Below are 25,596 nucleotides of genomic sequence, written 5' to 3'. Positions count from 1 at the left end.
GAGCGACTCCCCGGATCATTGGCATGTCATGGCCCGCGGTCGGCTATGCGAAGCCAGCCCCGGGCGAGCGCGCCATGCGAACGGCAAGACGACATGCCACCCACCGTGGAGGCGCCCACCGGGGAGCTGCCGGTCAGTGCGAGTGATCGTGGCCGCAGCCGGGGCCGTGCACGTGGCCGGGCTCGCTGGGGGCGTGGGCGTGGGCGTGGGCGTGATCATGGCCGTGGTCATGCCGGCAGCCAGGCCCATGCACATGACCCGCGTCGTGCGCGTTGAGCGGAATGGCCAGAGGCTTGCGCGCCGGCGCTGCGTGCCCGTGCGCATGCCCATGATCATGGTGCTCCTGCCCGCCGTGGTGGTGGCCGTGGCCCGTACCCTCGCCGTAGGCGCCGCCCTCCGGCTCGAACGCGGCCTGCGCCTCGGTAACGATCAGGTGCTGGCGGCGCAGCATGTCGGCCAGCACGGGGTCGGGCTCGAACTGCAGCAGGTCGGGCTGCAGCTCCAGCGGCACATGGCGATTGCCCAGGTGGTAGGCGGCGCGCAGCAAGTCGAACGGCTGGCCGTGCTCGGCGCAGAAGCGCACCTGCAGCACGGGCTGGGCGGCGGCGATGACGCGCAGCATCGAACCGTCCTCAGCGATCAGCACATCGCCGCCGCGCAGCGTGGTGCCACGCGGCAGCACCACGCCGATCTCGCGGCCGGTGGAATCGGTGGCCGAGAAGCGGCTCTTGCTGCGCGTGTCCCAATCCAGCTCCAGCGTGGCGGCGCGCTTGAGCAGCACGGCGGCGAGGCCGGCGCCGCCGGCAATGCGTTTGGTGGCGTGAATCATGGGCTTGTCAGGGGTGGAATGCCCTGGATATTATTACAACCGTTATAACGGACGAGTTCCATCATGAGTGCGCTCAAGGTAACCCAGATCGGCAACTCGCTTGGCGTGATCTTGCCCAAGGAAGTGCTGGCGCGCCTGAAGGTGGAAAAGGGCGACGTGCTCTATCTGTCCGAGGCCGTCAACGGCGTGCTGATCTCGCCCTACAGCCCGGAGTTCGAGCAGCAGATGGACGCTGCACGCAGCATCATGAAGAAGCGCCGCGCCGTGCTGCGGGAACTGGCCAAGTGAGCGCACCCGACTGGCGCTGGCTGAACGCCGACGTGCTGAGGGCCATTCACCACGAGCAACTGGCCGAGCATGGCGGCGGCACGGGTGTGCGAGACGAGGGCCTGTTCGAGTCGGCGGTGATGCGGCCTCAGAACCTGGCGGCCTACGAACAGCCCGACGTCTTCGAACTGGCGGCCGCCTATGCCATCGGTCTGGCCAAGAATCACCCCTTCGTCGACGGCAACAAGCGCACGGCCTATGTCGCCATGGAGTTGTTTCTCTGGCTCAACGGGCTGGAACTGCTGGCGACGGATGCCGACTGCGTCATCACGATGCTGGGCGTCGCTGCCGGCGAGATCAAGGAAGCCGAACTTGCCGACTGGCTACGCCAGCAGACCGAACCGATTGCCTAAGAACCTGGACCCCACATGACCGCCCTGCAACTCGACACCCTCACCCTCTCCATCCAGGACCACATCGCCACCGTCCGCCTGAATCGGCCCGACAAGGCCAACGCGATGAACGCGCCGATGTGGCAGGACTTCCGCCGCGCGTTCGAATGGATCGACGCGCAGCCCGAGGCCCGCGTGGCCGTGCTGGAGGGCGAAGGCAAGCACTTCACCGCCGGCATCGATCTGGCCATGATGATGGGCATCGCGCCGCAGATCCAGGACGACTGCGACGGCCGCATGCGCGAGGCGCTGCGCCGCCTCATCCTCGACATGCAGGACACCCTCACCAGCCTGGAGCGCTGCCGCAAGCCCGTGCTCGCGGCCATCCACGGCGCCTGCGTCGGCGGCGGCATCGACCTCATCTGCGCGGCCGACATGCGCTACTGCAGCGCCGACGCCTACTTCTCCATCAAGGAGATCGACATCGGCATGGTGGCCGACGTGGGCACGCTGCAGCGCCTGCCCAAGCTGCTCGGCTCGCAGGGCCTGGTGCGCGAGCTGGCCTACACGGGCCGGCGCGTGGAGGCCGCCGAGGCGCGCGAGATCGGCCTCGTGAACCGTGTGTTCGACAGCCGCGAGGCGCTGCAGGCCGGCGTGCGCGAGATCGCCGCCACGATTGCCGCCAAGTCGCCGCTGTCCATCCGCGGCAGCAAGGAGCAGCTGAACTACGCGCGCGACCACTCGGTGGCCGACGGCCTGAACTACATCGCCACCTGGAACGCCGCGATGCTGATGAGCGAAGACCTGCAGAAGGCCATGATGGCCGGCAAGGGCGCCGCGCCAGCCTTCCGCGACTGACAGGCACCTCCGCGCATGGATGCCCGCACCGCTGCCTTCTACGACGGCTATGCCCGCCAGCTGGCCGGCTCGGAGGCCCGGCGCAGCGCAATGCTCGACCACCTGACAGCGACGCTGGCGCCCGGGGCCCGCGTGCTGGACGTCGGCGCCGGCTCCGGGCGGGACATGGCGGCGCTGATGGACCTCGGCTTCGAGGTCTTCGGCGTGGAGCCGAACGCCGCCATGCGCAGTACGGCGCTGCGGCTGCAGCCGGCACTGGCCGGGCGGCTGGCCGAAGGCGCCTTGCCGGACCTCGGCAACCCGTTCCACGAGCGCCACCCGCAGCGCTTTGACGCCGTCGTCTGCAGCGCCGTGCTGATGCACGTCGCACCTGCCGATCTGCCCCGCGCGCTGGCTTCGCTGATGCGTCAACTGCGCCCCTGCGCCGCCGACGACGGCGGGCTGCAGCGGCCGGCACTGCTGATTTCTCTGCCCGAGATGGCCGCGAACCAGCTCGACGACGATCGCGACGCCGACGGGCGCCGCTTCCACAACCATGACCCGGCCGCCGTGCAGGCGCTGCTCGCCGATCTTGGCGCCACGCTGGAGCGCGCCAGCAGCAGCGATGCCGTGCTGGCCAGCGCCGGCACGCGCTGGCATACCCGGGTCTTCCGACGCACGGCGCCATCACGATGCTGACCACACCTCAAACCCTCGCCTTCCTCGCCACCGCCGTGGTGCTCACCGCCACGCCCGGGCCCGACAACCTGATGGTGCTCAGCATGGGCATGTCGCGCGGCCGGCGGGCGGGCATCGCCTTCGGGCTGGGTTGCGCGCTGGGTTGCCTCAGCCACACGCTGCTGGCCGTCATCGGCGTCAGCGCGCTGGTGGCGGCGTCGCCGGTGGCGTTCACGCTGCTGAAGGTGGCGGGCGGTGCCTACCTGGTGTGGATGGGCGTGCAGGCCTGGCGGCACGCGGGCGCCGTGCGGCTGAACGGCGACGCGGGCGACGCCACGCCGCTGCGCCAGCTGTTCGCCAAAGGTCTGATCGCCAATGCGATCAACCCCAAGGTGGTGCTGTTCTTCTTGTCGTTCCTGCCGCAGTTCGTCGTCGCGTCGCAGGGCCAGGTGGAGTGGCAGCTGGGGCTGCTGGGCCTGCTGTTCACCGCGCAGGCGGTGGTGCTGTTCGGGCTGCTGGGCTGGTTCTCGGGCAGCGTGGGCGCGTGGCTGAACCGCCGGCCCAGCGTGGGCCTGTGGCTGGACCGGCTCGCCGGCACCGTGTTCATCGGGCTGGGCGTGCGGATGATGGCGTCGCGCTGACGCCGCGCGCGGCGCATCAGTCGATCAGGTCGATCGCCCCCTCGAACAAGCGCGCGGCGACGTGCTTGCGGGCCAGAGGCGGTCGGCAGGCACGCCAGGTTCTACCGCCACAGGCGTCGGGGCATGCGGAGGTCTGCGCGTTTGCTTGGGCGACGCGATCTTGCCGGCGGCCCGGGCCGCCAAGGCGAAGCCTGCGCAAAGCCACCGGCGCACTGCCGCACCGGGCGCCCAGCGCTACCGGTTGCCGACGCTGCCAGGCGCTGCGGTGCCCGTCGCGCTGTCGTTCTGCCGCGCGGCTTCCTTCATGACACCCTCGGCGTCCCGCAAGCCCGCGCCGCGCTCGACGGCCTGCAGGGCGCTGGCCTTGTCCAGGGTCCAGGTCTTGAACGGGACGTCGGCCACCGGGTCCCGGCGCATCTCGGCCAGGATGTCGCCGCGGCTCACGCCTGTCTCCAGTCGCGCCCGCCATTGCCGCGCCCATTGCGCGGCCACTGCGTCGTGACCGTTCTGCGCCAGCGTATCCAGCGTCGTGTGTGCTGCGTCCGCCTGGCCCGCAAACGCCGAGGCCAACGCCGCCGACCGGCCCAGCGCGTCGATATCACGCGCCCCCTGCCAGGCGGCGATGACCCCGTCCAGCACGGCCGGCTCCGGCGTGCCCGTGACGGCCACGTCGGCCCGGAAAGCGGCCAGCGCCACCTCCGGCGAGCGCGGGCTCGCCTCGCGTGCCCGCCGCAGTTCCCGCTGCGCGGCCTCGGCATGCAGGCGCTGCGCCGCGCTGCTGCTTTGCTCGGCCAGGCGCAGCTGTGCCAGGCCCAGCAGATAGCGGGCCTCCGGGTTCGCGTCATCGTCCTGCAACAGCGCGTTCAACGGCGCCAGTGCGTCCCGCGGGTTGCCCCAGCCGATCTGCGCGCGGCTCAGCGTGAGGCGCGCCAGGTCGTCGTCGGGGTGGCGCGGCGCCAGCGACGCCAGTCTCCTGAGCAGCGACTCGCCCTCCTCCCGCGTGGGGCAGGCCTTCAGCGCGGCATGCGCCAGCACGAACTCCCCGGTTGACCGCGGCAGGCTGCGAAAGCTCACGCGCACCGCGGGCAGCGGCGGCTGCTCCACGCGCAGCGTCGCAAGACCCTTGAGCCCGTAGCGCCACATCGCATCGGCGATGTCGGCCTGCTGCAGGCCGAAGACCCGTTCGAACGCCGCCGTCGGGTCCGCCCCGCGGCCAACGGCAACCAGGTAGCGGTTCAGCCGGCTGCGGTTCTCCGGCGACGACAGCATGTAGTGCGCCAGCAGCCAGGCCTTGGCCTCGTACTCCAGCCGCACGCCCGCCGCGCCCGCCGGGCTGCGGGCGTTGGCAAGGCGGCCCTGCAGCACGTCGTCGTAGCTCAGGCTGTATGGCTGGCCGTCACTGAGGAACTTCAGGTACGCGCCCAGCCCCGGGGGCACGCGGCCCACCACCATCTGCCGCGCCGAGAAGCGCACGCTGGAGAAGTACTGCGCGAATCCATCGATGAACGACGCCGGCACGCGGATATCCGTGTGCCGGTGGAGGAAGTGCCGCGCGTACGCCTCGAAGGCGTACGACAGCGTGTCGTTCAGCGGTGCCTTGTCGAGCTGCTCGTCGCCGAGGCTGCGCATGCTTTCCAGGTGAGCCACGAAGCCCTGCGCGCCGGCGGCACAGCTGCTGTAAAGCCCCACGGCATCGGCCGGCGGGTGGGCGTCGATCGCGCGCAGGTCGGTGACGCTGTTGTGGAAGTAAAGCGTCAGCTTGGGTTCGCGCGGCTCGCCCGGGCGCCGGGCCGCGTTGTCGGGCAGCGTGTAGACCTGCAGCAGGTGGTCCAGCCGTTCCAGGTTGTCCAGCAGCTGGGCCACGTCGCCCTCGCCGGCGTCCGAGTACACGACGAAATGCGGGCTCTCGGCCCGCAACCACCGCGACACCTCGCTCTTGCGGCCCGCCACCGTCACGCGCTCCAGGTTCGCCGGCTCGGCCGGCTGGGCGCGGGCATGGCCGATGGTCTGCAGGCAGAGCGCAGTGGCCATCAACATGGCCGCGGGAACAAAGCGCATGGTCTTCCTCGTGAGGTGGTGGAGGGTACTGCGGGGTGGCATCTTGCACTGCCTGGCACGGCGGCACTGATCAAGGCGGTGACGCATGGCCTGGGGAGGCGGCCCAGCCCGGCATCGCGCCCGCTATCGCACGATGCCGCGCTCGCGCAGCTGCGCGATCTGCTCGCCGGTCAGCCCCAGCTCGGTGAGCACCGCGTCCGAGTCCTGCCCCAGCGCCGGCGCGTTGCGGCGGTGGCTGCCGGGCGTGGCCGACAGCTTGGGCACGACGCCCGGCACATCGAGGCTGCGCCCCCCCGGAAGACCCGGCAGCCGCACCTGCTGCAGCATGCCGCGCGCGCGGTAGTGCGGGTCGGCAGCGATGTCGGCCACCGTGTAGATGCGCCCGGCCGGCACATCGGCGCCGGCCAGCGCCTGCAGCACCTCGTCCACCGACCGCGTGGCCGACCAGCCGCCGATCGCCGCGTCGATCTCCGCGACGCGGGCCACGCGGCCGGCGTTGTCGGCCAGCGCCGGGTCCTGCCCCAGGTCGTCACGGCCGATCACCGTCATCAGGCGCCGGAAGATGCTGTCGCCGTTGCCGGCCACCAATGCATAGCCGCCGTCCGCGCAGCGGTAGGCATTGCTGGGCGCGATGCCCGGCATGGCGCTGCCCGCCGGCTCGCGCACCACGCCGAAGGCGCTGTACTCGGGCAGCAGGCTCTCCATGCAGTTGAAGACGGCCTCGTACAACGCCACGTCGATGACCTGGCCCTGCCCCGTGGCGTGCCGGTGCTGCAGCGCCAGCAGGATGCCGATGACGCCGTGCAGCGCGGCCAGCGTGTCGCCGATGCTGACGCCCGTGCGCACCGGCACGCGGCCGGGCTCGGCGGTCAGGTGGCGCAGCCCGGCCATGGCCTCGGCCACGGCGGCAAAGCCCGGCCGGTCGCGGTAGGGCCCGGTCTGACCGTAGCCGCTGACGCGCAGCACGATGAGCCGCGGGTTGGCGGCCAGCAGCGTGTCGGGCGCCAGGCCCCAGGCCTCCATCGCGCCGGGGCGGAAGTTCTCGATCAGCACGTCCGCCTCGGCCGCCAACCGCCGCACCACGTCCTGGCCCTCGGGCGTGCGCAGGTCCAGCGCCAGCGAACGCTTGTTGCGCGACTGCACCTGCCACCACACCGACGTGCCGTCCAGCAGCAGCCGCCATTTGCGCAGCGGGTCGCCGGCGCCGGGCGGCTCGATCTTGACGACATCGGCGCCGAAGTCGGCCAGCGTCTTGGCCGCGAACGGGCCGGCGATCAGCTGGCCCAGCTCGACGACCTTGAGGCCGGCCAGCGCGGCGGGGGTGGCGGTGGAAGCGACGGGGGCGTTCATGCCCGGCAGTGTCCGCCCGCCGCCCGCGGCCGCCCTGCGGATGTCGCGCGCGCAGGCTTGGCCCGCGGCGAAGCCCGAAGCCCGGACGAGGTCTTGCGGCGCCCCGCAGAATCGGCCGCCATGAAGCGCGCCCTCCCCTGCCTGCTGGCCCTGTGCCTGAGCCCCTGTGCGTGGTCGCTGGAACTGCGCGACGGCGACGTGGTGCTGTACCGCCACGCGCTGGCCCCGGGCGGCGGCGACCCGCCGGGCTTCCGCCTGGGCGATTGCAGCACCCAGCGCAACCTCAGCGACGCCGGCCGCGACCAGGCCCGCCGACTCGGGCAGGCGCTGCGCGAGCGGCTGGGCACGGTGGCGGTGGGTGCCGTCTGGGCCTCGCCCTGGTGCCGCACGCTGGAGACGGCGCGGCTCGCGTTCCCCGGCCACACCACCCAGCCTCAGGCCGCGTTCGCCTCCTTCTTCGAGCAGCCGGAGCGCGAAGCCGGCCAACTGGACGAAGCGCGCCGCCTGCTGAGCGCCTGGCGCGGCCCGGGGGTGCTGGTCGTGGTGACGCATCAGGTCAACGTGACCGGCCTGAGCGGCGTGTTCCCGGCGGCGGGCGAAGGCGTGGCGCTTCGACGCACGACAGGCCCGCATGCGCTGCTGGGCCGCCTGGCGCCGCCGGCCGTGCCCGACTGAACCGGCTTGCAGCTGCACCTCCCAACCTGTAAGCTATTAACAAATAAGTTAATAGCAAAATCAGAATGCAGCTCGACCGCGTTTTCGAAGCCCTGGCGTCCTCACCGCGCCGCCAGATCTTGGCTTATTTGTCGGGAGGCGAACTGAGCACATCGGCACTGGCCGAGCGTTTCGAGATGAGCACGCCCGCCGTGTCGCGCCATCTGTCGATCCTGGAGGGCGCCGGGCTCGTGACGAGCCGGCGCCAGGGGCAGTTCGTGCTGTACGCACTCAACGCAGACAACCTGGTCAACAGCTTGACGGGCTATGCGATGGAGGTGTGCCCGGTCGGCCGCCCCCTCAAGCAGGAAGCCAGGGCTCGCACCACCGGCGGCACGCCCGCCGGTGCGCCACGTGCCGCCAAGACCGCCAAGCCCTGAGGACATCACCATGCATCACCCCACCCCTGTAGACGTGGCGCACCATCGCGTGCAGGCGCCCAGCGTCACCGACCTGCTGGAGGGCAGCGTCCGCTACTCGCCGGTCAAGTCGCTCTGGCTGACGGCGCACGCGACGGGCGCCGCGATCGGCGCCTGGCTCTACCTCGATCCGGCGCCCGTGCTGGTCTTCCTGCTGTGTACCGGCATCGTGCTGCTGCTGGGTCACTCGTTGGGCAGCCACCGCAAGCTCATCCACGACAGCTACCAATGCCCGCGCTGGCTGGAACGACTCTTCGTCTACCTGGGCGTGCAAGTCGGCCTGGCCGGGCCGCTCGGTCTGTTGCGCCAGCACGAACTGCGCGACTACGCGCAACGCCTGCCCGACTGCCACCCATACCTGCGGCACGGTGCCTCCTTCTGGCGCGACGCCTGGTGGCAGCTGCACTGCGAGCTGGTGCTGGATCGGCCGCCGCAGATTTCGTTGGAGCCCCGGCTGGCACAGGACCGCTTCTACGCGGCGCTGGAACGCACCTGGATGCTGCAGCAGTTGCCGCCGGCGCTGCTGCTGTACGCCGCGGGCGGCTGGGCCTGGGTGTGCTGGGGGGTGTGCGCCCGGGTCTGTGCAGGCGTCGTCGGTCACTGGCTGATCGGGCACGTCGCGCACAACCAGGGCGGCATGCACCACGTCGTCGACGGCGCCGCCGTTCAGGGGCGCAACATCCGCTTCACTTCACTGTTGACGATGGGCGAGGGCTGGCACAACAACCATCACGCCTTCCCTGGCTCCGCGCGGCTCGGCCTGCATGCGGGCGAGTGGGACCCCGGCTGGTGGATGCTGATGCTGCTGCGCCGCGCCGGTCTCGCCTGGGGTTTCCGGTTGCCGCAGGCCCTGGCCCATCGCCCGGAACTGCGCGCGCTGGACGCGTCCCCGGCGAACTCGCCGACAGCCCTTGGCAGCTGGCGTGACCTGCCAAGCCTGCGCCGGCTGCTGCAGGAATCGCGCGGCCGGCCGATGGAGCTGGCTGGGCCGGCGGCCTGCCTGTCCGCCCGGTGCCTGTCGCGCCTCGTCAGTCAGCCCCTCGCCGTCGACAAGCGCCTCGCCCGGCTTGAGCTGCGAGACGGGCATCAGGTGGCCGTGGCGCGCGGGCTGCCTGCGCTGTGCCTGGCAATCAGCGCGCGCGGCGTCGCGGCACGCTGGGCAGCGGCCGCGCTGCTGCCCTTTGCGGCGGCACTGGAGTCCGGCCGTGTGGCCCTCACCGAGGCCTGAGCCGGCCTGGTGCCTGCTCAACGCTTGATCAGCGTCAGGCCGATCAGCCGCGACACCACCACCGCCAGGTACATCACGCCGACGAACATCTCCAGGCTGGCCACGCCACGCGCCAGCGGCCGCACCGGGATCACGTCGCCGATGCCGGTGCTGGACAGCAGCGCGAAGCTCAGGAACATCAGCTCCGTCCAGCTGCGCGGCTGCTCGGGGTTCACGGCCGCGGCGAAGCTGCCTGGCGCCAGCACCTGCAGCACGACGAACACATAGGTGAACGCCCAGGCCAGCAGCGTGAACGTGGCACCGGCGGCGAACAGCTCGTCGGTGGTGGCACGGGCGTCCGCCATCATGTAGGCCACGAGGCTGGCGGCGGCGTAGAAGTAGAACAGCGCCTCCAGCCCGGCCGACCACGGCAGCAGCTGCGGCAGGTCGAACGCGGCCTGCAGCGCCAGCAGCACGATGGCCGGCAGCGCCAGACAGGCGCTGACCCACACCAGCCCCGGCGTGCGCCGCACCATGCGGGTCGTCACGACCAGCACCGCCACGCCGAACGCGCTCAGCAGCAGGCGGCCGTCGTGGGTGTCTTCCAGCAGCGGATACAGCAGCAGGCCGGCGAGCTGCACCAGCAGCAGGATGGCCGACGGGTGCCGGCGCGTCAGCGCGAGGTAGCGGAGGTGGCGGGCGGGCATGCCGGCATTGTGCGCATAGCGGCGCCCGCCCCTAGGCGAGCACCGCACAGCCCCTTCAGGGCGCCGCCAGCAGCGCCTCCATGTCATCCATGAGGCGGTCCATGCGCTGCACCAGCGCGCGGTACGGCGCGGGGCTGGCCATGTCCAGGCCCGCGTTCTTCAGCGCCTGGTACGGCGCCACCGAGCCCCCGCCCGCCAGCAGCTTGAGGTAGTTGTCGCGCGCCCCGGGCTTGGCGGCCAGGATGTCGTCGGCGAAGTGCAGCGCCGCCGTCACCGACGTGGCGTACTGGTACACGTAGAACGGCCGGTAGAAGTGCGGGATGAACGCCCACTCCTGGCAGTACAGCGGGTCGATCTTCATCACGCCGGCCGCGTCGCCGTGGTAGTCCTTCAGCAGCTGGCAGTAGATCTCGGTCATGCGCTTGCCGTTCAGCGCCTCGCCCTTGGCGGCGGCGTCGTGGGTGTTCAGCTCGAACTCGCCGAACATGGCCTGGCGGAAGAACGTGCCGCGCAGCCGCTCCAGCGCGTAGCCGAGCTGGAACAGCTTGTCCTGCTTGCTGCTGGCCTGGCCCAGCATGTACTGGCTCAGCAGCACCTCGTTGGCGGTGGACGCGATCTCGGCAACGAACAGCGAGTAGCTCGCCGTCTCGTAGGGTTGCGCGCGGTTGGCCATGGCCGTGTGCATGCCGTGGCCCCACTCGTGCGCGAAGGTGCTGACCGACTCGAAGTCCCCCTGGTGGTTCAGGAACACGAACGGCGGCGCGCCATAGACGCCGTCCTGGTAGGCCCCGCCGCTCTTGCCCGGCGCGGGCAGTGCATGCATGGTGTTGGCCTGCAGCGTCTGCTTCAGCAGCGCCTGGTAGTCGGCACCCAGCGGCTGCGTCGCGGCCAGCGTCAGCGCGGCGGCGTCCTCCAGGCTGTAGGTCTTGGTTTGCGTGACCAGTGCCGGGTAGATGTCGTAGTAGTGCAGGTCCGGCAGGCCCAGCATCTTCTGGCGCAGCTTGAAGTAGCGGTGCAGCGTGGGCAGGCCGCGGCGCACCTCGGCCACCAGCGTGCGGTAGACGGCCTCGGGGATCTCCTCGGCGCCCAGGCTCATCGCCACCGCGCTGGGGTAGCGGCGCAGCTTGGCCATCGTCGTGTCGTCCTGCACCACGTTGCCCAGCGTCACGCCGTAGGTGTTCTCGTACTGGCCGATGGCGCCGAAGAACGCGTCGAACACCTGCTTGCGCACCGCGCGATCGGCGTGCTGGCGCAGCAGGCCGTACTTGGTGCCGTCCAGCCGCTCGGCCTTGCCGTCCACCGTCAGTTCGGGCCAGCGGGTGTCGGCGTTGAACAGCAGCGTGCGCACATCGCCCGTGGCGCTGCGCACCGGGCCCAGCGCGGCCAGCGCACCTTCGGTCTCGGCGCTCAGCGTGTGGCGGGCCTGGCGCAGGCTGTTGCGCAGGTGCTCGGCATGCCTCTTCAGGCCCGGCTCGGCCTTCAGGAAAGCGGCCACGCGGGCCTCGCCCAGCGCCTGGATCTCGGGCTCCACCCACGCGATGGCGCTGTGGTATTCGCCGTCCAGCTGGCCGGCGAGGTTGCTGCGCTGCTGGTTGGCGGCGTCGCGGTTGTCGGTGCTCTGCGTCATGCTGGCGTACACGCGCAGCCGCTCGAAGCGCAGGTTGGCGGCGCTCAGCGTGTCCAGCCCGGCGAGCAGGCTCTGGGCGCTCTTGCCCAGCGTGCCCTTCAGCGCCGTCAGCTTGGGCAGGTCGGCCAGCAGCGCCTTGCGGGCGGATTCCCAGTCGGCCGGCGAGGCGTACAGCGGGGCGAGGTTCCAGGTGGTGGGCAGCGGATCGGCATGCACCGCCGCGGCGCCGCCGAGGGCCAGGGTGAGGCCAACGATCAGGGCGCGGGGAGAGAGTGAACGGTTCATCACAACGCGGTGGAGGACAAGGGAGCGCCAGTGTCGCCAAGCTCCACGGGGCTGACCGAAGTGACGCCGGGAAACCCCTGAGCCGCCCCCCCCGAAGCGCGGATGCCCGCCGCTCAGCCGCGGCGCTGCCGCCGGCGCATCGCGCCTGCCACGCCCAGCGCCAGCAGCGCCAGCCAGGCCGACGCCGGCTCCGGCAGCGCGGCCGGTGCGCGCGGCTCCAGCGTGTCCAGGAAGATCTGGTAGCTGCTGCCGGGGCTGCCGCCACGCGGGTCGAGGTTGGAGAAATAGGCCACCGTGTTGCCGTCCTCGCTGAGCGTGCCGCCGCCGCTGTAGCTGTTCAGCGCGTCGGTCATCTGCAGGAAGCTGTTCGCCAGCAGGTCGTAGACAAAGATCTCGACGTTCCCATCCGCGTTGCGGCCCGCCAGGTCGCCGTTGCTGCTGAACACGATGCGGGTGCCGTCACCGCTGAGGCTGGCCTCGCGGGAATCGCCCTGGCTCTGCGTGACCTGCACCAGCGTCTTCGTCGGGACGTCGTAGCGGAACACCTCGCTGCTGTGGTCTGCATTGCGCCCCAACGGGTCAAAGGTCGACGTGAAGACGACGCTGTTGCCGTCGGCGCTGATCATGGGCCGCTGGTTGAAGCCGCCCCCGCCACCGGCCGCCGAGATGACGGTCGTGGCACCCGTGGTCACGTCGTAGAGGTACACGCCCTGCGAGAACGTGTCGTAGACCAGCCGCTTGCCGTCGCCGCTCATCGTGAACGTGGCCGGGTTCACCAGCGGCAGGCTGGTGAAGGCCTGCGTGGCCACGTCGTACAGGCGCACGCCCACGTTGCCGAGCGACACCGCGACTGTCTTGCCGTCACGGCTGATGGCGGACGTCTCGGCGAAGGCCGGCTGCGTCAGCGTCGTCAGCGCGTTGGCGTTGAGGTCGTAGACCCGGGTCTGGAAATAGCCGTACCCGCTGTCGATGATGAAGTGCTGGAAGGCGACCCGGCTGCCGTCTCCGCTGATGCCGGGTGTCTGGTTGCCGCCGGCGAATTGACCGCCGGGCTCGTCACTGATCTGCCGCGTCTGGCCCGACGCGCGGTCGTAGACGAAAACCTCCCAGCTGCCGTCAGCATTGCCGCCGGTGGGGTTGGTGGCCGAGTAGTAGGCCAGCCGGCTGCCATCAGCGTTCAGCTTGGGGCCGTACGACTGGCCGATGCCGCCGCCGACGGACACCTGCAGCGGCGCGGCAGGGGCGGCGGACGCGGCCAGGAGCAGCAGCGTCGACACCGGGCCGGCGAACCGCGCTGAAAGCAGGCAAGGCAGGGAAAGCATGAGCGTCTCCATGACAACAGGGGTTGTCTGGGAGGACGTCGGCCCGGGCCGTCAAGCGACAGCCGCCCCCGCGATCGCGGGACTCACGCCGGGCTCAGAACAGGAAATACCGCTGCGCCATCGGCAACTCCTTCGCCGGCTCGCAGGTCAGCAGCACGCCGTCCGCCCGCACTTCGTAGGTCTGCGCGTCGATCTCCATCGTCGGCAGGTAGTTGTTGAGCACCATGTCGGTCTTCCTGACCGAGCGGCAGCCCCTCACCGGCACCAGCGTCTTGGCCAGGCCCAGCGTCTGGGCATGCGCCTGGCCGGACTGGCTGACGAACGTCAGCGAGCCCTGCGACAGCGCACCGCCGAAGCTGCCGAACATGGGCCGGTAGTGCACCGGCTGCGGCGTGGGGATGCTGGCGTTCGGATCGCCCATCGCCGCGGCGGCGATGAAGCCGCCCTTCAGGATCAGCGCGGGCTTCACGCCGAAGAAGGCGGGCTTCCACAGCACCAGGTCGGCCCATTTGCCCACCTCGATGCTGCCCACCTCGTGGCTGATGCCGTGCGCCAGCGCGGGGTTGATGGCCAGCTTGGCGAGATACCGCTTCACGCGCGCGTTGTCGTTGCCGGCGCCGTCGCCGGGCAGCGAGCCGCGCTGCACCTTCATCTTGTGCGCGGTCTGCCAACAGCGCAGCGACACCTCGCCCACGCGGCCCATGGCCTGCGAGTCGGAGCTGAACATGCTGATGGCGCCGAGGTCGTGCAGGATGTCTTCGGCGGCGATGGTCTCGCGGCGGATGCGGCTTTCGGCGAAGGCCAGGTCCTCGGCAATGCCGGCATCGAGGTGGTGGCACACCATCAGCATGTCGAGGTGCTCGTCCAGCGTGTTGACGGTGAACGGGCGCGTCGGGTTGGTGGAGCTGGGCAGCACGTTGGTTTCGCCCACCACCTTCATGATGTCCGGCGCATGGCCGCCGCCCGCGCCTTCGGTGTGGAAGCTGTGGATGGTGCGGCCCTTGAAGGCGGCGATCGTGTCCTCCACGAAGCCGCTCTCGTTGAGCGTGTCGGTGTGGATGGCGACCTGCGTGTCCGTCAGCTCGGCCACGTCCAGGCAGTTGCTGATGGCCGCGGGCGTGGTGCCCCAGTCCTCGTGCAGCTTCAGACCGATGGCGCCGGCATCGATCTGCTGCATCAGCGCCGCGGGCCGGCTCGCGTTGCCCTTGCCGAGGAAGCCGAGGTTCATCGGGAAGGCCTCGGCCGACTTCAGCATCGTCGCGATGTGGTGGGGCCCGGGCGTGCAGGTGGTGGCCAGCGTGCCGGTGGCGGGGCCGGTGCCGCCGCCGATCATCGTCGTCACGCCGCTCATCAGCGCCTCTTCGATCTGCTGCGGGCAGATGAAGTGGATGTGGGTGTCGATGGCGCCGGGCGTCACGATGAAGCCCTCGCCCGCGATGATCTCGGTGCCGGGGCCGATGACGATGTCGACACCGGGCTGCACGTCGGGGTTGCCGGCCTTGCCGATGGCGGCGATGCGGCAGCCGCGCAGGCCGATGTCGGCCTTGACGATGCCCCAGTGGTCGACGATGACGGCGTTGGTGATGACGGTGTCCACCGCGTCGCCCAGGCCGGGGCCGTTGACGCGCTGGGACTGGCCCATGCCGTCGCGCACGGTCTTGCCGCCGCCGAACTTCACTTCCTCGCCGTAGCCGCCGGCAGCCAGCGTGAAGTCTTTTTCGATCTCGATGACGAGTGCGGTGTCAGCCAGGCGCAGCTTGTCGCCGACGGTGGGGCCGAGCATCTCGGCGTAGGCACGGCGGCTGATCTTCATAGCTTTCCCTGAACCAGGCCGCGGAAGCCCCAGACGGCACGGTCGCCACCAAGGTCGACGAGCTCGACGGTGCGGGTCTGCCCCGGCTCGAAGCGCACGGCGGTGCCGCTGCAGATGTTGAGACGCATGCCGCGCGCAGCCTCGCGGTCGAAGCCGAGCGCCGCGTTGGTCTCGGCAAAGTGGTAGTGCGAGCCGACCTGGATGGGCCGCGTGCCGGTGTTGGCGACCTTCAGCGTCAACGTGCGGCGGCCGGGGTTCAGTTCGTGCTCGCCCTCGGCGGTGATCAGCTCGCCGGGGATCATCACTTGCGACCCTTGACGAGCCACCACACGGCCACGCCGGCCGCGGCGGCGAGCGCCATCAGGCCAGTGCCGTCCCAACCGTGCAGGTGAGCGGTGGGCGCACCGTGGCCATCGTGGGCCAGCGCGGGGGCGGCGATCAGGAGCAGTGCGAGTGCGCGCATGGTGGGGCTTCAGGCAATGGGTTGGTGGACGGTGACGAGCTTGGTGCCGTCCGGGAAGGTCGCTTCGACCTGGATCTCGGGAATCATCTCGGCGATGCCGTCCATGACGTCCTCGCGCGTCAGCACGATACGCCCGTCGCTCATCAGCTCGGCGACGGTCTTGCCGTCGCGGGCGCCTTCGAGGATGGCGGCGCTGATCAGCGCCACGGCCTCGGGATAGTTGAGCTTGAGGCCACGGGCCTTGCGGCGCTCGGCAAGCAGTGCGGCCGTGAACAGCAGCAGCTTGTCTTTTTCTCGGGGAGTGAGTTCCATCTCGCTTCGCTCGATATTTGTCAGTCGGACCGAGCGGCCGGCGAGGCCGGCCGAACACGTGGAGTTAATTCCATCTCGCTTGGCTCGATTCTTTTCAGTCAGCACGTTCGGCCGCAAAGGCCGGCCGAACTCTTGGCGTGAGTTCCATCAATCCACTATCACTTGCAAGGCGGGTGCCAGTCGATCAGCAACTGTCCGGGGTCGGGCTTGCGGGCCGGGCCGGCGGCTCGGCGCGCCGGCGTGCCCAGCGCAATCCAGCCCACCAGCGTCTCGCCAGGCTCGCAGAACGCAGCTGCGATGGCCGGATTGCGCACCTTGGCGCCGCTGAGCATCTTGCCGCCGAAGCCCAGCGCATGGGCCGCAGACAGGAAGTTCGCGACCGCGCCGCCCACCGCCGCCCACTGCTCGTGCGCGGGCACCAGCGGGTGGCCCAGGTCGATGCGGGCGACCACCGCCACAGTGACCGGCGGGCGCAGCGCGCGCTCGGCGTCCAGCGCGGCGCCCTCCTCGCCCTTGGCCGAAGCGCGGGCCGCGTCGGCAAACAGGGCGGCCATGCCCCGTTTTGAGTCGCCGCGCACCACCTTGAAACGGTAAGGCACCAGTTCGGCGTGGTCGGGCGCACGCAGCGCGGCCTGCGCCATCAGCGTGAGCTCCGCGTCGCCCGGCCCGGGCTCGACGAGGTGCTTGGGGCCGACCGAGTAGCGGGTCAGCAGCGCGTCCAGTGGGGTCATCGTCATCGGGTCAGGTGTTGTCTCAGGCGCCAGGACAGCGCGTCCACCACCGCCACCAGCAGCACCATCGCCAGCAGCACGGTGCAGCTCTCGCGCATCTGGAACAGGCCCAGGTGGTAGCTCAGCATCTGCCCCAGCCCGCCGGCGCCGACGACGCCCAGCACGCTGGCGGCGCGGATGTTGTTCTCCCAGCGGTACAGCGTGTAGCTGGCCAGCTGCGGCAGCGTCTGCGGCAGCGTGGCAAACAGCCACACCCGCACCGCCCCCACGCCCCGCTGGCGCAGCGCGAGTGCCACGTCGGGCGGCGCGTTCTCGAAGCTCTCGGCAAACAGCCGCCCCAGCACGCCGCTGGTGTGCAGCGCCAGCGCCAGCGTGCCCGGCAGCGGCCCCAGGCCGGCGAGGATGAGCAGCAGCACGGCCCACACCAGCTCGGGCACGCTGCGCAGCACGTTCAGCACCAGCCGCGCCGCGCCGCGCGCGAGGCCCGCGCCCGCGGCCGGCAGCGCCAGCACCAGCCCGCCCACGACGGCCAGCGCCGTGCCAACGGCCGACATCGCCAGCGTCTCCAGCAGCGCCCAGCCTGTCTTGGCGAGGAAGGCCGGCGCCGCCTCGGGCGGGAAGAAGCCCAGCGCGAAGCGGCCCATGCTGGCCAGCGCGTCGGCACCGAGGAAGGCCGCCCACTGCAGGTCCAGCGACCAGAAGCTGGCGACCACCAGCACCATCAGGGCCAGCAGCACGGCGGCGGTGGACGGCCTCGGCGCCGCTCGGCCGCCCGGAGGCGCCGACGCCCCCTCGGGGGGCAGCGAACGACGTGAGCGTGGGGGCTGCCTCATGCCAGTCGCCCCCGCAGCCAGCGGCTGAACGCATCGCTGGCCATCACCAGCGCGATGAACACCAGCAGGATGGCACTGACCTCCGCGCCCGCGAACATCTTGGACGCGCTGTCCAGCAGCTGCCCCAGCCCGCCCGCGCCGACGAAGCCCAGCACGACGGACGAGCGCACCGCGCACTCCCAGCGGTAGACGGTGTAGCTCAGCAGCTCCGGCGCGCAGCTGGGAAGCGCGCCGAACAGCAGCGCCTGCAGTCGACCGGCGCCGCCGCGCAGCAGCGCCTGCGTGGGCGCGGGGTCGGCGCTTTCCAGAATCTCGGCGTAGACCTTGCCCAGCATGCCGCCGTAGGCGATGGCGATGGCCAGCACGCCCGCCGTGGGTCCCAGCCCGACGACGCGCACGAAGACCAGCGCCCACACCAGCTCCGGGATGGAGCGCAACGCCACCAGCAGCGCGCGCACCGCGCGGCGCCCCCAGCGCGCCGGGCCGGGGCGCCCCTCCAGCGTGCTGGCCGACAGCCGCGTGGTGGCCAGCAGCGACAGCGGCACCGCGATGCCGAGCGCCAGCGTCATGCCCGCGGTGGCGATGGCGACGGTGCGCCAGGTCTCGCGCGCCAGCAGCGCCAGGAACTCGGCGTCGCTGCGCGGCGGGAAGAACTGCGCGACGAAGCGGCCGGTCGCGCGCAGGCTGCGCTCGTCCAGCAGCGTCCAGGGCTTGAACTCGGCCAGCACCAGCAGCGGCCAGGCCAGCACCAGCATGCCGAGCAGCAACGCCCAGCGCCGGGCCAGCGCGGGGTCGCGCGTCATCGGCACATGGCCTGGGGCAGCGGCACCGGCTGCACCAGCGGCGCCAGCTCGGGCGGCGCCTCGTCCTGGCTGCGGTACAGCTCCTCCAGCAGGTCTTCGTCGATGGCGCCGGGCGGGCCGTCGAACACGACGCGCCCGGCACGCAGCGCCACGACGCGGGGGAAGTGCTTCAACGCCAGGTCCACCTGGTGCAGGCTGCACACCAGCGACGCGCCGCGCTCGGCGGCCTGCTGGCGCAGCACGGCCAGCACGGTGCCGGCGCGGGTGGGGTCCAGCGCGGCCAGCGGCTCGTCGGCCAGCCACAGGCGCGCATCGGCCACCAGCAGCCGCGCCAGGCCCACGCGCTGGCGCTCGCCGCCGGACAGGCGGTCCACCCGCAGCCACAGCTTGTCGGCCAAGCCCAGCGGCGTCAGCGCGGCCAGCGCCAGCGGCGCGTCGGGCGGGCTCCACAGCGTGCGCAGGCTGCGCACCAGCGACATCTGCGGCAGCCGCGCCGCCAGCACGGCGACGGCGACGCGCTGGCGCGGCGGCAGCGGGGGCTGCTGCGGCGCCAGCGCGATGCCGGCGCGCAGCCGCTGGCGTTCGCGGCGCGGCTGCGCCCAGGGCTCGGCGCCGTCCAGCACCAGGCGGCCAGCCAGCGGCGCCTGCATCAGCGCCAGCTGGTTGAGCAGCGTCGTCTTGCCGGCACCCGACGCACCAATGACGGCGACCGCCTCGCCAGCAGCGACGTCCAGGCTCACGCCGCGCAGCACCGCCGACGTGCCGCCCAGCGCGGCCGCGTCGATGCCGCTCAGCGAGATCACTTCAGCAGGCCGGCGTTCTCGGCAGCGGCCTTGATGCCGGTGTAGTTCTCGGGCTTGGTGGGGATGAACTTCGTCGCGCGCTGCAGGCCGAGGATTTCCTTGCCTTGGGGCGTGTTCGGGTCCAGCGCCAGGAAGGCCGCCTTGATCTTGTCCTGCAGCGCCTGCGGCATGTCGGCGTGGACGGACCAGTTGTAGTCGTAGTAAGCAGGCGTCGTGTAGAACACCTTCACCTGCGCCGGGTCCACCTTCTTCTCGGCGACGAACTTCTCCCACACCGAGATGTTCAGCGCGCCGGCGTCCACCTTGCCGCTGGCGACGGCGGCGATGGTGGCGTCGTGCGCGCCGCTGAAGGCCACGCGCTTGAGGTCCACGTCGGGGTTGACCTTGACGGCCAGCAGGAAGCTGCGCGGCATCAGGTGGCCCGACGTGCTGCTCTGCGAGCCGAAGGACAGCGTCTTGCCCTTCAGGTCTTCCAGCCTGGCGATGCCGCTGGCCTTGTCGGTGATGAAGACGGAGCGAAACTTCTCGTCCTCCTCACGCTGCACCAGCGGCACGACCTTGCCGCCGGAGCGCACGCTGGCCTGCACGAACGTGAAGCCGCCGAACCAGGCCAGGTCGATCTTCTTGTTGACGACGGTCTCGACGGCCGCGGCGTAGTCGGTCACCGGCGTCCACTCGACCTTCATGCCCAGCTTGCTCTCCAGGTAGGCACCCAGCGGCGCGAACTTGCGCGCCAGCTCGGTGGGCGACTCATCGGGAATGGCCGTCACGCGCAGCACCTGCTGGGCGTGGGCGGAAACGGCGGCCAGGGCCAGGCTGGCGGCGAGGAGGTGGCGGCGTGTGGTCATGGCTCAGCTGTTCTTGGAGATGGAGATGGTGGGGAACTTGGACGAGTAGTCCTTGCTCTGCGCGGCGATCTTGGACGACACCTTGCGGGCCAGCGCCTTGTAGAGCGCGGCGAACTCGCCGTCGGGCTGGGCGGCGACGGTGGGCGTGCCGCTGTCGGCCTGCGCGCGGATGCTCATGGCCAGCGGCAGCGAGCCCAGCAGCTCGGTGCCGTACTGCGCCGCCATCTTCTGGCCGCCCTCGGCGCCGAAGATGTGCTCGGCGTGGCCGCAGTTGCTGCAGATGTGGACCGCCATGTTCTCGACGATGCCGAGGATGGGCACGCCCACCTTCTCGAACATCTTCAGGCCCTTCTTGGCGTCGATGAGCGCGATGTCCTGCGGCGTCGTGACGATGACGGCCCCCGTGACAGGCACGCGCTGCGACAGGGTGAGCTGGATGTCGCCGGTGCCGGGCGGCATGTCGATGATGAGGTAGTCCAGCTCGTGCCAGTTCGTCTGGCGCAGCAGCTGCTCCAGTGCCTGCGTGGCCATGGGGCCGCGCCAGATCATGGCCTGGTCGTCGTCGACGAGGAAGCCGATGGAGTTGACCTGCAGGCCGTGGGCGACGTGGGGTTCCATCGTCTGGCCGTCATGGCTCTCAGGGCGGCCGCTGGCGCCCAGCATCAGCGGCTGGCTGGGGCCGTAGACGTCGGCATCCAGCACGCCCACGCGGGCGCCCTCGGCATGCAGCGCCAGCGCGAGGTTGGCGGCCGTGGTGCTCTTGCCCACGCCGCCCTTGCCGGAGGCCACGGCGATGATGTTCTTGACGCCCGGCAGCAGCTGCACGCCGCGCTGCACGGCATGGGCGACGACGTTCGTCGTGATGGTGACGCTGACGTTGCCCGCGCCCGGCTGGGCCTTGACGGCGTCCGTCAGCGCCTCGGCCAGCGCCGCGTGCTGGCTGGCGGCGGGGTAGCCGAGCTCGACGGCGATGGCGACATCGCTGCCGCTGACCTTGACCGACTTGATCGCCCGGGACTCGCCCAGCGTGCGGCCGCTGCCGGGGTCGGTCACGGCGTTCAGCAGGGGTTGAAGCTGGGCTTCGGAGATGGCGGTCATGGGTAAAAGTACTGCGTTTGGACGGGTCCGGCAGTCTAGCCCCCATGGTTCTGCATCCGCCGGGCCGGCGCATGCGTAGAGTGGGCCGGGCCCTCGTGCCCACCCGGAGAACAAGACCATGCACCGCCCCCTCCTGTTGCTGGCCGCCCTGCTGGCCGCCCCCGCCTTCGCGCAGCCCGGCAGCAAGCTGCTGCTGACGGGCGGCGTCTCCAGCATCGACGGCGCGGCCGGCGGCGGCCTGACGCCCTGGGCGCTGACCGGCAGCTACGCCACCGCCGGCGAGGTGGGCGGCACGGCGTTCGTGACCCGCGCCAGCACCGGCGACTACGGGCTGTGGACGTACGGCGCGGCGCTGTCGGTGCACGACCGCGTGGAGTTCAGCGTGGCCCGGCAGGACCTGGACACGCGCGACAACCTCGCGCCGCTGGGGTTACCCGGGCTGCACCTGAAGCAGGACATCGTCGCCGCCAAACTGCGCTTGGCGGGCGACGCGGTGCTGGACAGTGACACGCTGATGCCGCAGCTCGCCATCGGCATCGAGCACAAGCGCACCCACGCCGGCGCGCTGGGCCCCACGCTGTTCGGCCCGCTGGGCGCCAAGGCGTCGGGCACGGATTTCTACGTCAGCGCCACCAAGCTGCTGCTGGCCGAGGGCGTGCTGGTGAACCTGACGCTGCGCGCGACCAAGGCCAACCAGAACGGCCTGCTGGGCTTTGGCGGCGCGCAGGGCCGCGGCATGCGGCTGCAGCCCGAGCTGTCCATCGCCAAGCTGCTGTCAAGCCAGCTGGCCGTCGGCGTGGAGTTCCGCGCCAAGCCGGACAACCTGCACGACTCGGTGCTGGGCGCCGGCGCGCTGGCGGAGGACGACTGGAAGGACGTCTTCATCGCCTGGGCGCCCAGCAAGCGGGTATCCGTCACGGCCGCGTGGGTGGACCTCGGCCACATCGCACCGGCCGTGCAGCCGCGGCGCCAGACCGGCGCCTACCTGTCGGCCCAGTTCGCGTTCTAGGAGGAAAGCCATGCGTGCCACCGTTCTCGCCGGCCTGCTGCTGGCCACCACCGCCGTCGCGCAGCCACCCGCCGCCGACGCCCTCTACCAGGCCTGGGGTGGCAAGGCCGGCATACGCGCCGTGATGGACGACTTTGTGCCCCGCCTGGCCGCCGACCCGCGCACGGCGCCCTTCTTCGTCAAGACCGATCGCCAGCACCTGGCCGCCCAACTCACCGAGCAGCTGTGCCAGCAGGCCGGCGGCCCCTGCGCCTACCAGGGCCCGCCGATGAAGCTGGCGCACGAGGACCTGGAGATCACGCGCGGCGACTTCAACGCGCTGGTGGAGGTGCTGCAGCAGGCCATGCAGGCGCGCGGCATCCCGTTCGCCGCGCAGAACGCGATGCTGGCGAGGCTGGCCCCCATGCACCGCGACATCGTCAACAGCAGCCGCTGAGCCGAGCGGCACAGCGCCTGTAAAGAATTCTTGCGTTAACGCAGCGGCCACAAGCGTTGGCAGGCCCCCCGGCACACTGCCGGCCATGCAACTGCCCCGCCTTCGCCTGACCACCGCTGCGGCCCTGATGGCCTGCGGCTGCCTGCCCGCCCTCGCCCAGACGCAGCCCGCGCCGCCGGCCACGGCCGCCTCGGCACCCACGGCGCGCCAGGCCCGGCCGGCAGCCGCCCCGGAGCAGCTCAACCGCGTGGAAGTCAGCGGCACGGCCAGCGAGGAGTCCATCCGCCGGGCTTCCACGGCCAGCAAGATCGTCATCACGCGCGAGGAGATCGAGAAGTTCGGCGACTCGACCGTGGGCGAGGTGCTCAAGCGCCTGCCCGGCGTGACCACCGGCGGCCGCCCGGGCCGCGGCGGCGACGTGCGCATGCGCGGCATGGGCGGCGGCTTCACGCAGATCCTCGTCGACGGCGAACGCATGCCGCCCGGCTTCTCGCTGGACCAGCTGCCGCCCGAGCAGGTCGAGCGCATCGAGGTGCTGCGCGCGCCCACCGCCGAGTACGGCACGCGCGCCATCGCCGGCACCATCAACGTGGTGCTGCGCGAGCCGCTGAAGAGGCGGCTCAACGAGTTCCGCGCCGGCGTCGGCGTGGAGCGAGGCAAGCTCAGCCCCAACATCAGCTGGAGCCGCAACGACAGCTTCGGCGAAGGCCACACCTACAACTTCAGCGTCAATGCGATGCGCGGCGAGCGCATCGACGACGTCATCACCGACGTCACGCGACTGAGCCGCGCGACGGGCGCCGAGTCGCTGCAGATCACGCGCGGCCAGAGCGAGGACTCGCGCCAGGGCCTGAACCTGAACGGCCGCGTGCAGTTCAAGCTGGGCGGCCAGGACACGCTGACCGTGCAGCCCTTCGTCGTGGCCAGCAAGTCGGACAACCATTCGGACATCACGCGCACGACGACGCCCGCGCCCGCCCCGGCGACCCGCCCGCCCGGCGACTTCGACCGCGCGGTGACCGACGGCGACAACCGCTTCACGATGGCGCGGCTGAACACGCAGTGGCTGGCCCGGCCCGACGCCGACACCCGCATCGACCTGCGCGGCGGCCTGGGCGGCGCCAGCGGCAGCAGCCACAGCCTGCGCACCGAGACGACGGCCGGCGCCATCTCGCGCGTGCAGCAGGACACCACGCAGACCCGCGACCGCAGCTGGAACCTCGTCGGCAAATACTCGCGCAGCCTGCAGAACGACCACAGCCTGGTGCTGGGCGCCGAGGGCGAAGGCACGACGCGGCACGCCACGCGCACGACGCTGGTGGACAACCAGCCGCAGGCCGGCCTGGGTGACTTCGGCGACGACATGGACGCATCGACGACGCGCCTGGCGGCCTACGCGCAGGACGAGTGGAACGTCGGCAAGCAGTGGGACTTCTACGCCGGGCTGCGCTGGGAAGGCATCAGGACCGAGAGCAGCGCGGCCAACTACGCGGTCAGCAACACGTCCAGCGTGTTCACGCCGCTGGCGCATGCCCGCTACAAGCTGGACCCGGCCGGCAAGGAAGCCATCCGCATGAGCCTGACGCGCAGCTACCGCAGCCCGCAGCTGCAGGACCTGATCGCGCGGCCCAGCATCAACGCCAGCGTGCCGCACGACATCACGACGCCCGACCGCGCCGGCAACCCCGACCTGAAGCCCGAGCTGGCCACGGGTGTGGAGATCGGCTGGGAGAAGTACCTGAGCAAGGGCGGCATGCTGGGCGCCAACTTCTTTGCGCGCCGCATCAGCAACCTGATGCGCAACGTGGTGGACCTGGAGACCGTGTCGTGGAGCGCCACGCCGCGCTGGGTGGCCCGGCCGCGCAACCTGGGCAAGGCCAGCACGATGGGGCTGGAGCTGGAGGCCAAGTTCCGGCTGGACGAGTATTTCGACGATGCGCTGCCGATCAACATCCGCAGCAACCTGAGCTTCTTCACGTCCAAGGTGGACGGCCTGCCCGGCCCCAACAACCGCATCGAGGGCCAGCCCAAGGCGACGGCCAACCTGGGCTTCGACTACCGGCTGCGGTCGCTGCCGGTGTCGATAGGCGCATCGCTGAACTGGACGCCGTCGTCCACCATCCAGCAGACCGCGCTGACGGAGATCACGACCAACCGCAAGCTCGTCACCGACGCGTTCGCGACCTGGAACATCTCGCAGGAGCAGTCGCTGCGGCTGTCGGCCAGCAACCTGTCGCCGCTGGACTACTACACCGGCAGCGTCAGCACGACGGACACGCAGATCGTCACCAGCCGCAGCGGCGGGCCGAGCTACACGCAGTGGCAGCTGCGGTGGGAGATGAAGATCTGACGGCTGCGTGCTGTTTGGTTGAGGACGGGGTCGGCCGATGTGCGGTCTTTTTTGCCTGCTGTCTTGGGTGGTTTTGCGGAGCGTGCTGCTGATCGGTGCATTGCCGGGAGTCCCGCCCGGCGGCGGGGTAACTTTCTTCTGCGGCGCCAGAAGAAAGTCACCAAAGAAGAGGCCCTGAACCGCACTCGACCGCGACGCCGCAAAGAGCGGCGCGCGAAAACATCCGTCGGGGACGGCTCGACGAAGCGAACCGCTGCGCTCTCGCGGCTGACTTGTGACGAGAGCGCCCAATCGCACCAGCGGTCCGTCCGACGCGCGGCTGCACGCCGTGCTCATCAAAACAGCCCAATGCAGCGCCGCTCGGGCGGCGCGGCCGAGCACCACAGCCCGTGCCGTCGCCCCAGCGACGCGGCTGCTCCTGATGAGCCCGGCGTGCAGCCGGCGTTAAGCGGCGTGAAGGCGCGATGGATGGTGCTCGTTATCAGGACAGCGGCGAGAGCGAAGCGGGTCGCGTCTGCCTGAAAAGAAGCTGTGATTCCCCGCATGATCTGAGGGAGAACTGGGAAGGGGCGGGAAAAGGTGGAAAGGGGTGGGAAGGCCTTGAACCACAACGACTTAGCCAGGCTTGGGGTGGATTGGGTCGCAACACTTCGGCGGCGCATGGTTTGAGGTGACTGTGGCGGGCGCCGGGACCGGCTGGATTCAGACAGGGGCCCCCTTTGCCTATGGCAGACCATCTTTCGGACGGTACTGAAGACGGGCTG

Annotated in this window: 27 protein-coding genes; 11 read left to right on the top strand and 16 right to left on the bottom strand. The window is 70.8% G+C overall.

What is annotated here, in order from left to right; translation table 11 throughout:
- Positions 1–133: 133 nt before the first annotated feature.
- Positions 134–829 (bottom strand): urease accessory protein UreE, encoded by a 696-nt coding sequence (gene ureE / locus ACG04Q_RS12215; protein ID WP_394511196.1) that lies wholly within the window; start codon positions 827–829, stop codon positions 134–136.
- Positions 830–892: 63 nt separating this feature from the next.
- On the opposite strand from ureE, the gene ACG04Q_RS12210 reads away from it, so the two are divergent.
- From ACG04Q_RS12210 to ACG04Q_RS12190, 5 genes are read left to right on the top strand one after another with little or no spacing between them, the layout of a single operon-like run.
- Entirely contained in the window at positions 893–1,117 is a 225-nt protein-coding gene (locus tag ACG04Q_RS12210) for an AbrB/MazE/SpoVT family DNA-binding domain-containing protein (RefSeq protein ID WP_056269104.1), read from the top strand.
- On the top strand, positions 1,114–1,509 hold the full coding sequence (locus ACG04Q_RS12205) for a type II toxin-antitoxin system death-on-curing family toxin (protein WP_394511195.1): 396 nt from the start codon (positions 1,114–1,116) through the stop codon (positions 1,507–1,509). The genes ACG04Q_RS12210 and ACG04Q_RS12205 overlap by 4 nt, the downstream gene beginning before the upstream one ends.
- 15 nt (positions 1,510–1,524) lie before the next feature.
- The gene (locus ACG04Q_RS12200; RefSeq protein ID WP_394511194.1) at positions 1,525–2,346 is read left to right on the top strand and encodes a crotonase/enoyl-CoA hydratase family protein; all 822 of its coding nucleotides are present in this window, start codon (positions 1,525–1,527) and stop codon (positions 2,344–2,346) included.
- 15 nt (positions 2,347–2,361) lie between these two features.
- Positions 2,362–3,024 (top strand): class I SAM-dependent methyltransferase, encoded by a 663-nt coding sequence (locus ACG04Q_RS12195; protein ID WP_394511193.1) that lies wholly within the window; start codon positions 2,362–2,364, stop codon positions 3,022–3,024.
- On the top strand, positions 3,018–3,644 hold the full coding sequence (locus tag ACG04Q_RS12190; RefSeq protein ID WP_394511192.1) for a LysE family translocator: 627 nt from the start codon (positions 3,018–3,020) through the stop codon (positions 3,642–3,644). Before ACG04Q_RS12195 ends, ACG04Q_RS12190 begins: the two co-directional genes overlap by 7 nt.
- A gap of 234 nt (positions 3,645–3,878) precedes the next feature.
- Here the strand turns inward: ACG04Q_RS12190 and ACG04Q_RS12185 are convergent, their stop codons facing one another.
- A complete protein-coding gene (locus tag ACG04Q_RS12185) occupies positions 3,879–5,702 on the bottom strand; it encodes a hypothetical protein (protein ID WP_394511191.1) in 1,824 nt (607 codons plus the stop codon).
- 123 nt (positions 5,703–5,825) lie between these two features.
- Complete coding sequence (locus ACG04Q_RS12180; protein WP_394511190.1) at positions 5,826–7,052, bottom strand: CaiB/BaiF CoA transferase family protein; 1,227 nt, start codon at positions 7,050–7,052, stop codon at positions 5,826–5,828.
- Between the two features lie 120 nt (positions 7,053–7,172).
- Here ACG04Q_RS12180 and ACG04Q_RS12175 point away from each other — a divergent pair, with 120 nt between their 5' ends.
- From ACG04Q_RS12175 to ACG04Q_RS12165, 3 genes are all read left to right on the top strand, one after another.
- Complete coding sequence (locus ACG04Q_RS12175; protein ID WP_394511189.1) at positions 7,173–7,727, top strand: histidine phosphatase family protein; 555 nt, start codon at positions 7,173–7,175, stop codon at positions 7,725–7,727.
- 65 nt (positions 7,728–7,792) lie between these two features.
- On the top strand, positions 7,793–8,146 hold the full coding sequence (locus ACG04Q_RS12170) for an ArsR/SmtB family transcription factor (RefSeq protein ID WP_394511188.1): 354 nt from the start codon (positions 7,793–7,795) through the stop codon (positions 8,144–8,146).
- Positions 8,147–8,156: 10 nt separating this feature from the next.
- Positions 8,157–9,413, top strand: a complete 1,257-nt coding sequence (locus tag ACG04Q_RS12165; protein ID WP_394511187.1) for an acyl-CoA desaturase — start codon at positions 8,157–8,159, stop codon at positions 9,411–9,413.
- A 17-nt stretch (positions 9,414–9,430) separates the two neighbouring features.
- On the opposite strand, the gene ACG04Q_RS12160 is transcribed toward ACG04Q_RS12165, so the two are convergent.
- The 13 genes from ACG04Q_RS12160 to apbC form a co-directional block, all read right to left on the bottom strand.
- Positions 9,431–10,099 carry an ion channel gene (locus ACG04Q_RS12160; RefSeq protein ID WP_394511186.1) on the bottom strand — a complete coding sequence of 223 codons (669 nt, stop codon included), beginning with the start codon at positions 10,097–10,099 and terminating at the stop codon, positions 9,431–9,433.
- A gap of 55 nt (positions 10,100–10,154) precedes the next feature.
- Complete coding sequence (locus ACG04Q_RS12155) at positions 10,155–12,011, bottom strand: M3 family oligoendopeptidase (protein ID WP_394511185.1); 1,857 nt, start codon at positions 12,009–12,011, stop codon at positions 10,155–10,157.
- Positions 12,012–12,124: 113 nt separating this feature from the next.
- Positions 12,125–13,333 (bottom strand): TolB family protein, encoded by a 1,209-nt coding sequence (locus ACG04Q_RS12150; RefSeq protein WP_394511184.1) that lies wholly within the window; start codon positions 13,331–13,333, stop codon positions 12,125–12,127.
- A 94-nt stretch (positions 13,334–13,427) separates the two neighbouring features.
- Positions 13,428–15,146: an urease subunit alpha gene (gene ureC / locus ACG04Q_RS12145; protein ID WP_394511183.1), complete on the bottom strand. Its 1,719-nt coding sequence runs from the start codon at positions 15,144–15,146 to the stop codon at positions 13,428–13,430.
- Positions 15,143–15,448 (bottom strand): urease subunit beta, encoded by a 306-nt coding sequence (locus ACG04Q_RS12140; protein ID WP_310325508.1) that lies wholly within the window; start codon positions 15,446–15,448, stop codon positions 15,143–15,145. The genes ureC and ACG04Q_RS12140 overlap by 4 nt, the downstream gene beginning before the upstream one ends.
- On the bottom strand, positions 15,448–15,609 hold the full coding sequence (locus ACG04Q_RS12135) for a hypothetical protein (RefSeq protein ID WP_394511182.1): 162 nt from the start codon (positions 15,607–15,609) through the stop codon (positions 15,448–15,450). Before ACG04Q_RS12135 ends, ACG04Q_RS12140 begins: the two co-directional genes overlap by 1 nt.
- A gap of 9 nt (positions 15,610–15,618) precedes the next feature.
- Entirely contained in the window at positions 15,619–15,921 is a 303-nt protein-coding gene (ureA, locus tag ACG04Q_RS12130; protein WP_394511181.1) for an urease subunit gamma, read from the bottom strand.
- A 158-nt stretch (positions 15,922–16,079) separates the two neighbouring features.
- Positions 16,080–16,658, bottom strand: coding sequence for a nitroreductase family protein (locus ACG04Q_RS12125; RefSeq protein ID WP_394511180.1), 579 nt, complete (start codon positions 16,656–16,658; stop codon positions 16,080–16,082).
- On the bottom strand, positions 16,655–17,374 hold the full coding sequence (phnE, locus tag ACG04Q_RS12120; RefSeq protein ID WP_394511351.1) for a phosphonate ABC transporter, permease protein PhnE: 720 nt from the start codon (positions 17,372–17,374) through the stop codon (positions 16,655–16,657). The genes ACG04Q_RS12125 and phnE (ACG04Q_RS12120) overlap by 4 nt, the downstream gene beginning before the upstream one ends.
- 107 nt (positions 17,375–17,481) lie before the next feature.
- Positions 17,482–18,288 carry a phosphonate ABC transporter, permease protein PhnE gene (gene phnE / locus ACG04Q_RS12115; RefSeq protein WP_394511179.1) on the bottom strand — a complete coding sequence of 269 codons (807 nt, stop codon included), beginning with the start codon at positions 18,286–18,288 and terminating at the stop codon, positions 17,482–17,484.
- A complete protein-coding gene (locus ACG04Q_RS12110) occupies positions 18,285–19,091 on the bottom strand; it encodes a phosphonate ABC transporter ATP-binding protein (protein ID WP_394511178.1) in 807 nt (268 codons plus the stop codon). Before ACG04Q_RS12110 ends, phnE (ACG04Q_RS12115) begins: the two co-directional genes overlap by 4 nt.
- Positions 19,088–19,939, bottom strand: coding sequence for a putative selenate ABC transporter substrate-binding protein (locus tag ACG04Q_RS12105; RefSeq protein WP_394511177.1), 852 nt, complete (start codon positions 19,937–19,939; stop codon positions 19,088–19,090). Before ACG04Q_RS12105 ends, ACG04Q_RS12110 begins: the two co-directional genes overlap by 4 nt.
- A 3-nt stretch (positions 19,940–19,942) precedes the next feature.
- The gene (gene apbC, locus ACG04Q_RS12100) at positions 19,943–21,037 is read right to left on the bottom strand and encodes an iron-sulfur cluster carrier protein ApbC (protein WP_394511176.1); all 1,095 of its coding nucleotides are present in this window, start codon (positions 21,035–21,037) and stop codon (positions 19,943–19,945) included.
- Between the two features lie 118 nt (positions 21,038–21,155).
- On the opposite strand from apbC, the gene ACG04Q_RS12095 reads away from it, so the two are divergent.
- From ACG04Q_RS12095 to ACG04Q_RS12085, 3 genes are all read left to right on the top strand, one after another.
- Positions 21,156–22,046, top strand: a complete 891-nt coding sequence (locus ACG04Q_RS12095) for a DUF3034 family protein (RefSeq protein WP_394511175.1) — start codon at positions 21,156–21,158, stop codon at positions 22,044–22,046.
- Positions 22,047–22,056: 10 nt separating this feature from the next.
- Entirely contained in the window at positions 22,057–22,482 is a 426-nt protein-coding gene (locus ACG04Q_RS12090) for a group I truncated hemoglobin (RefSeq protein WP_394511174.1), read from the top strand.
- Between the two features lie 85 nt (positions 22,483–22,567).
- A complete protein-coding gene (locus ACG04Q_RS12085) occupies positions 22,568–24,832 on the top strand; it encodes a TonB-dependent receptor plug domain-containing protein (RefSeq protein WP_394511173.1) in 2,265 nt (754 codons plus the stop codon).
- The last annotated feature ends 764 nt before the right edge of the window (positions 24,833–25,596 follow it).

Source organism: Pelomonas lactea, assembly GCF_043555885.1.
Classification (GTDB): Bacteria; Pseudomonadota; Gammaproteobacteria; order Burkholderiales; family Burkholderiaceae_C; genus Pelomonas; species Pelomonas lactea.
Note: the sequence above shows the minus strand (reverse complement) of the source record. Positions and strands in the feature narration are given on the sequence as shown.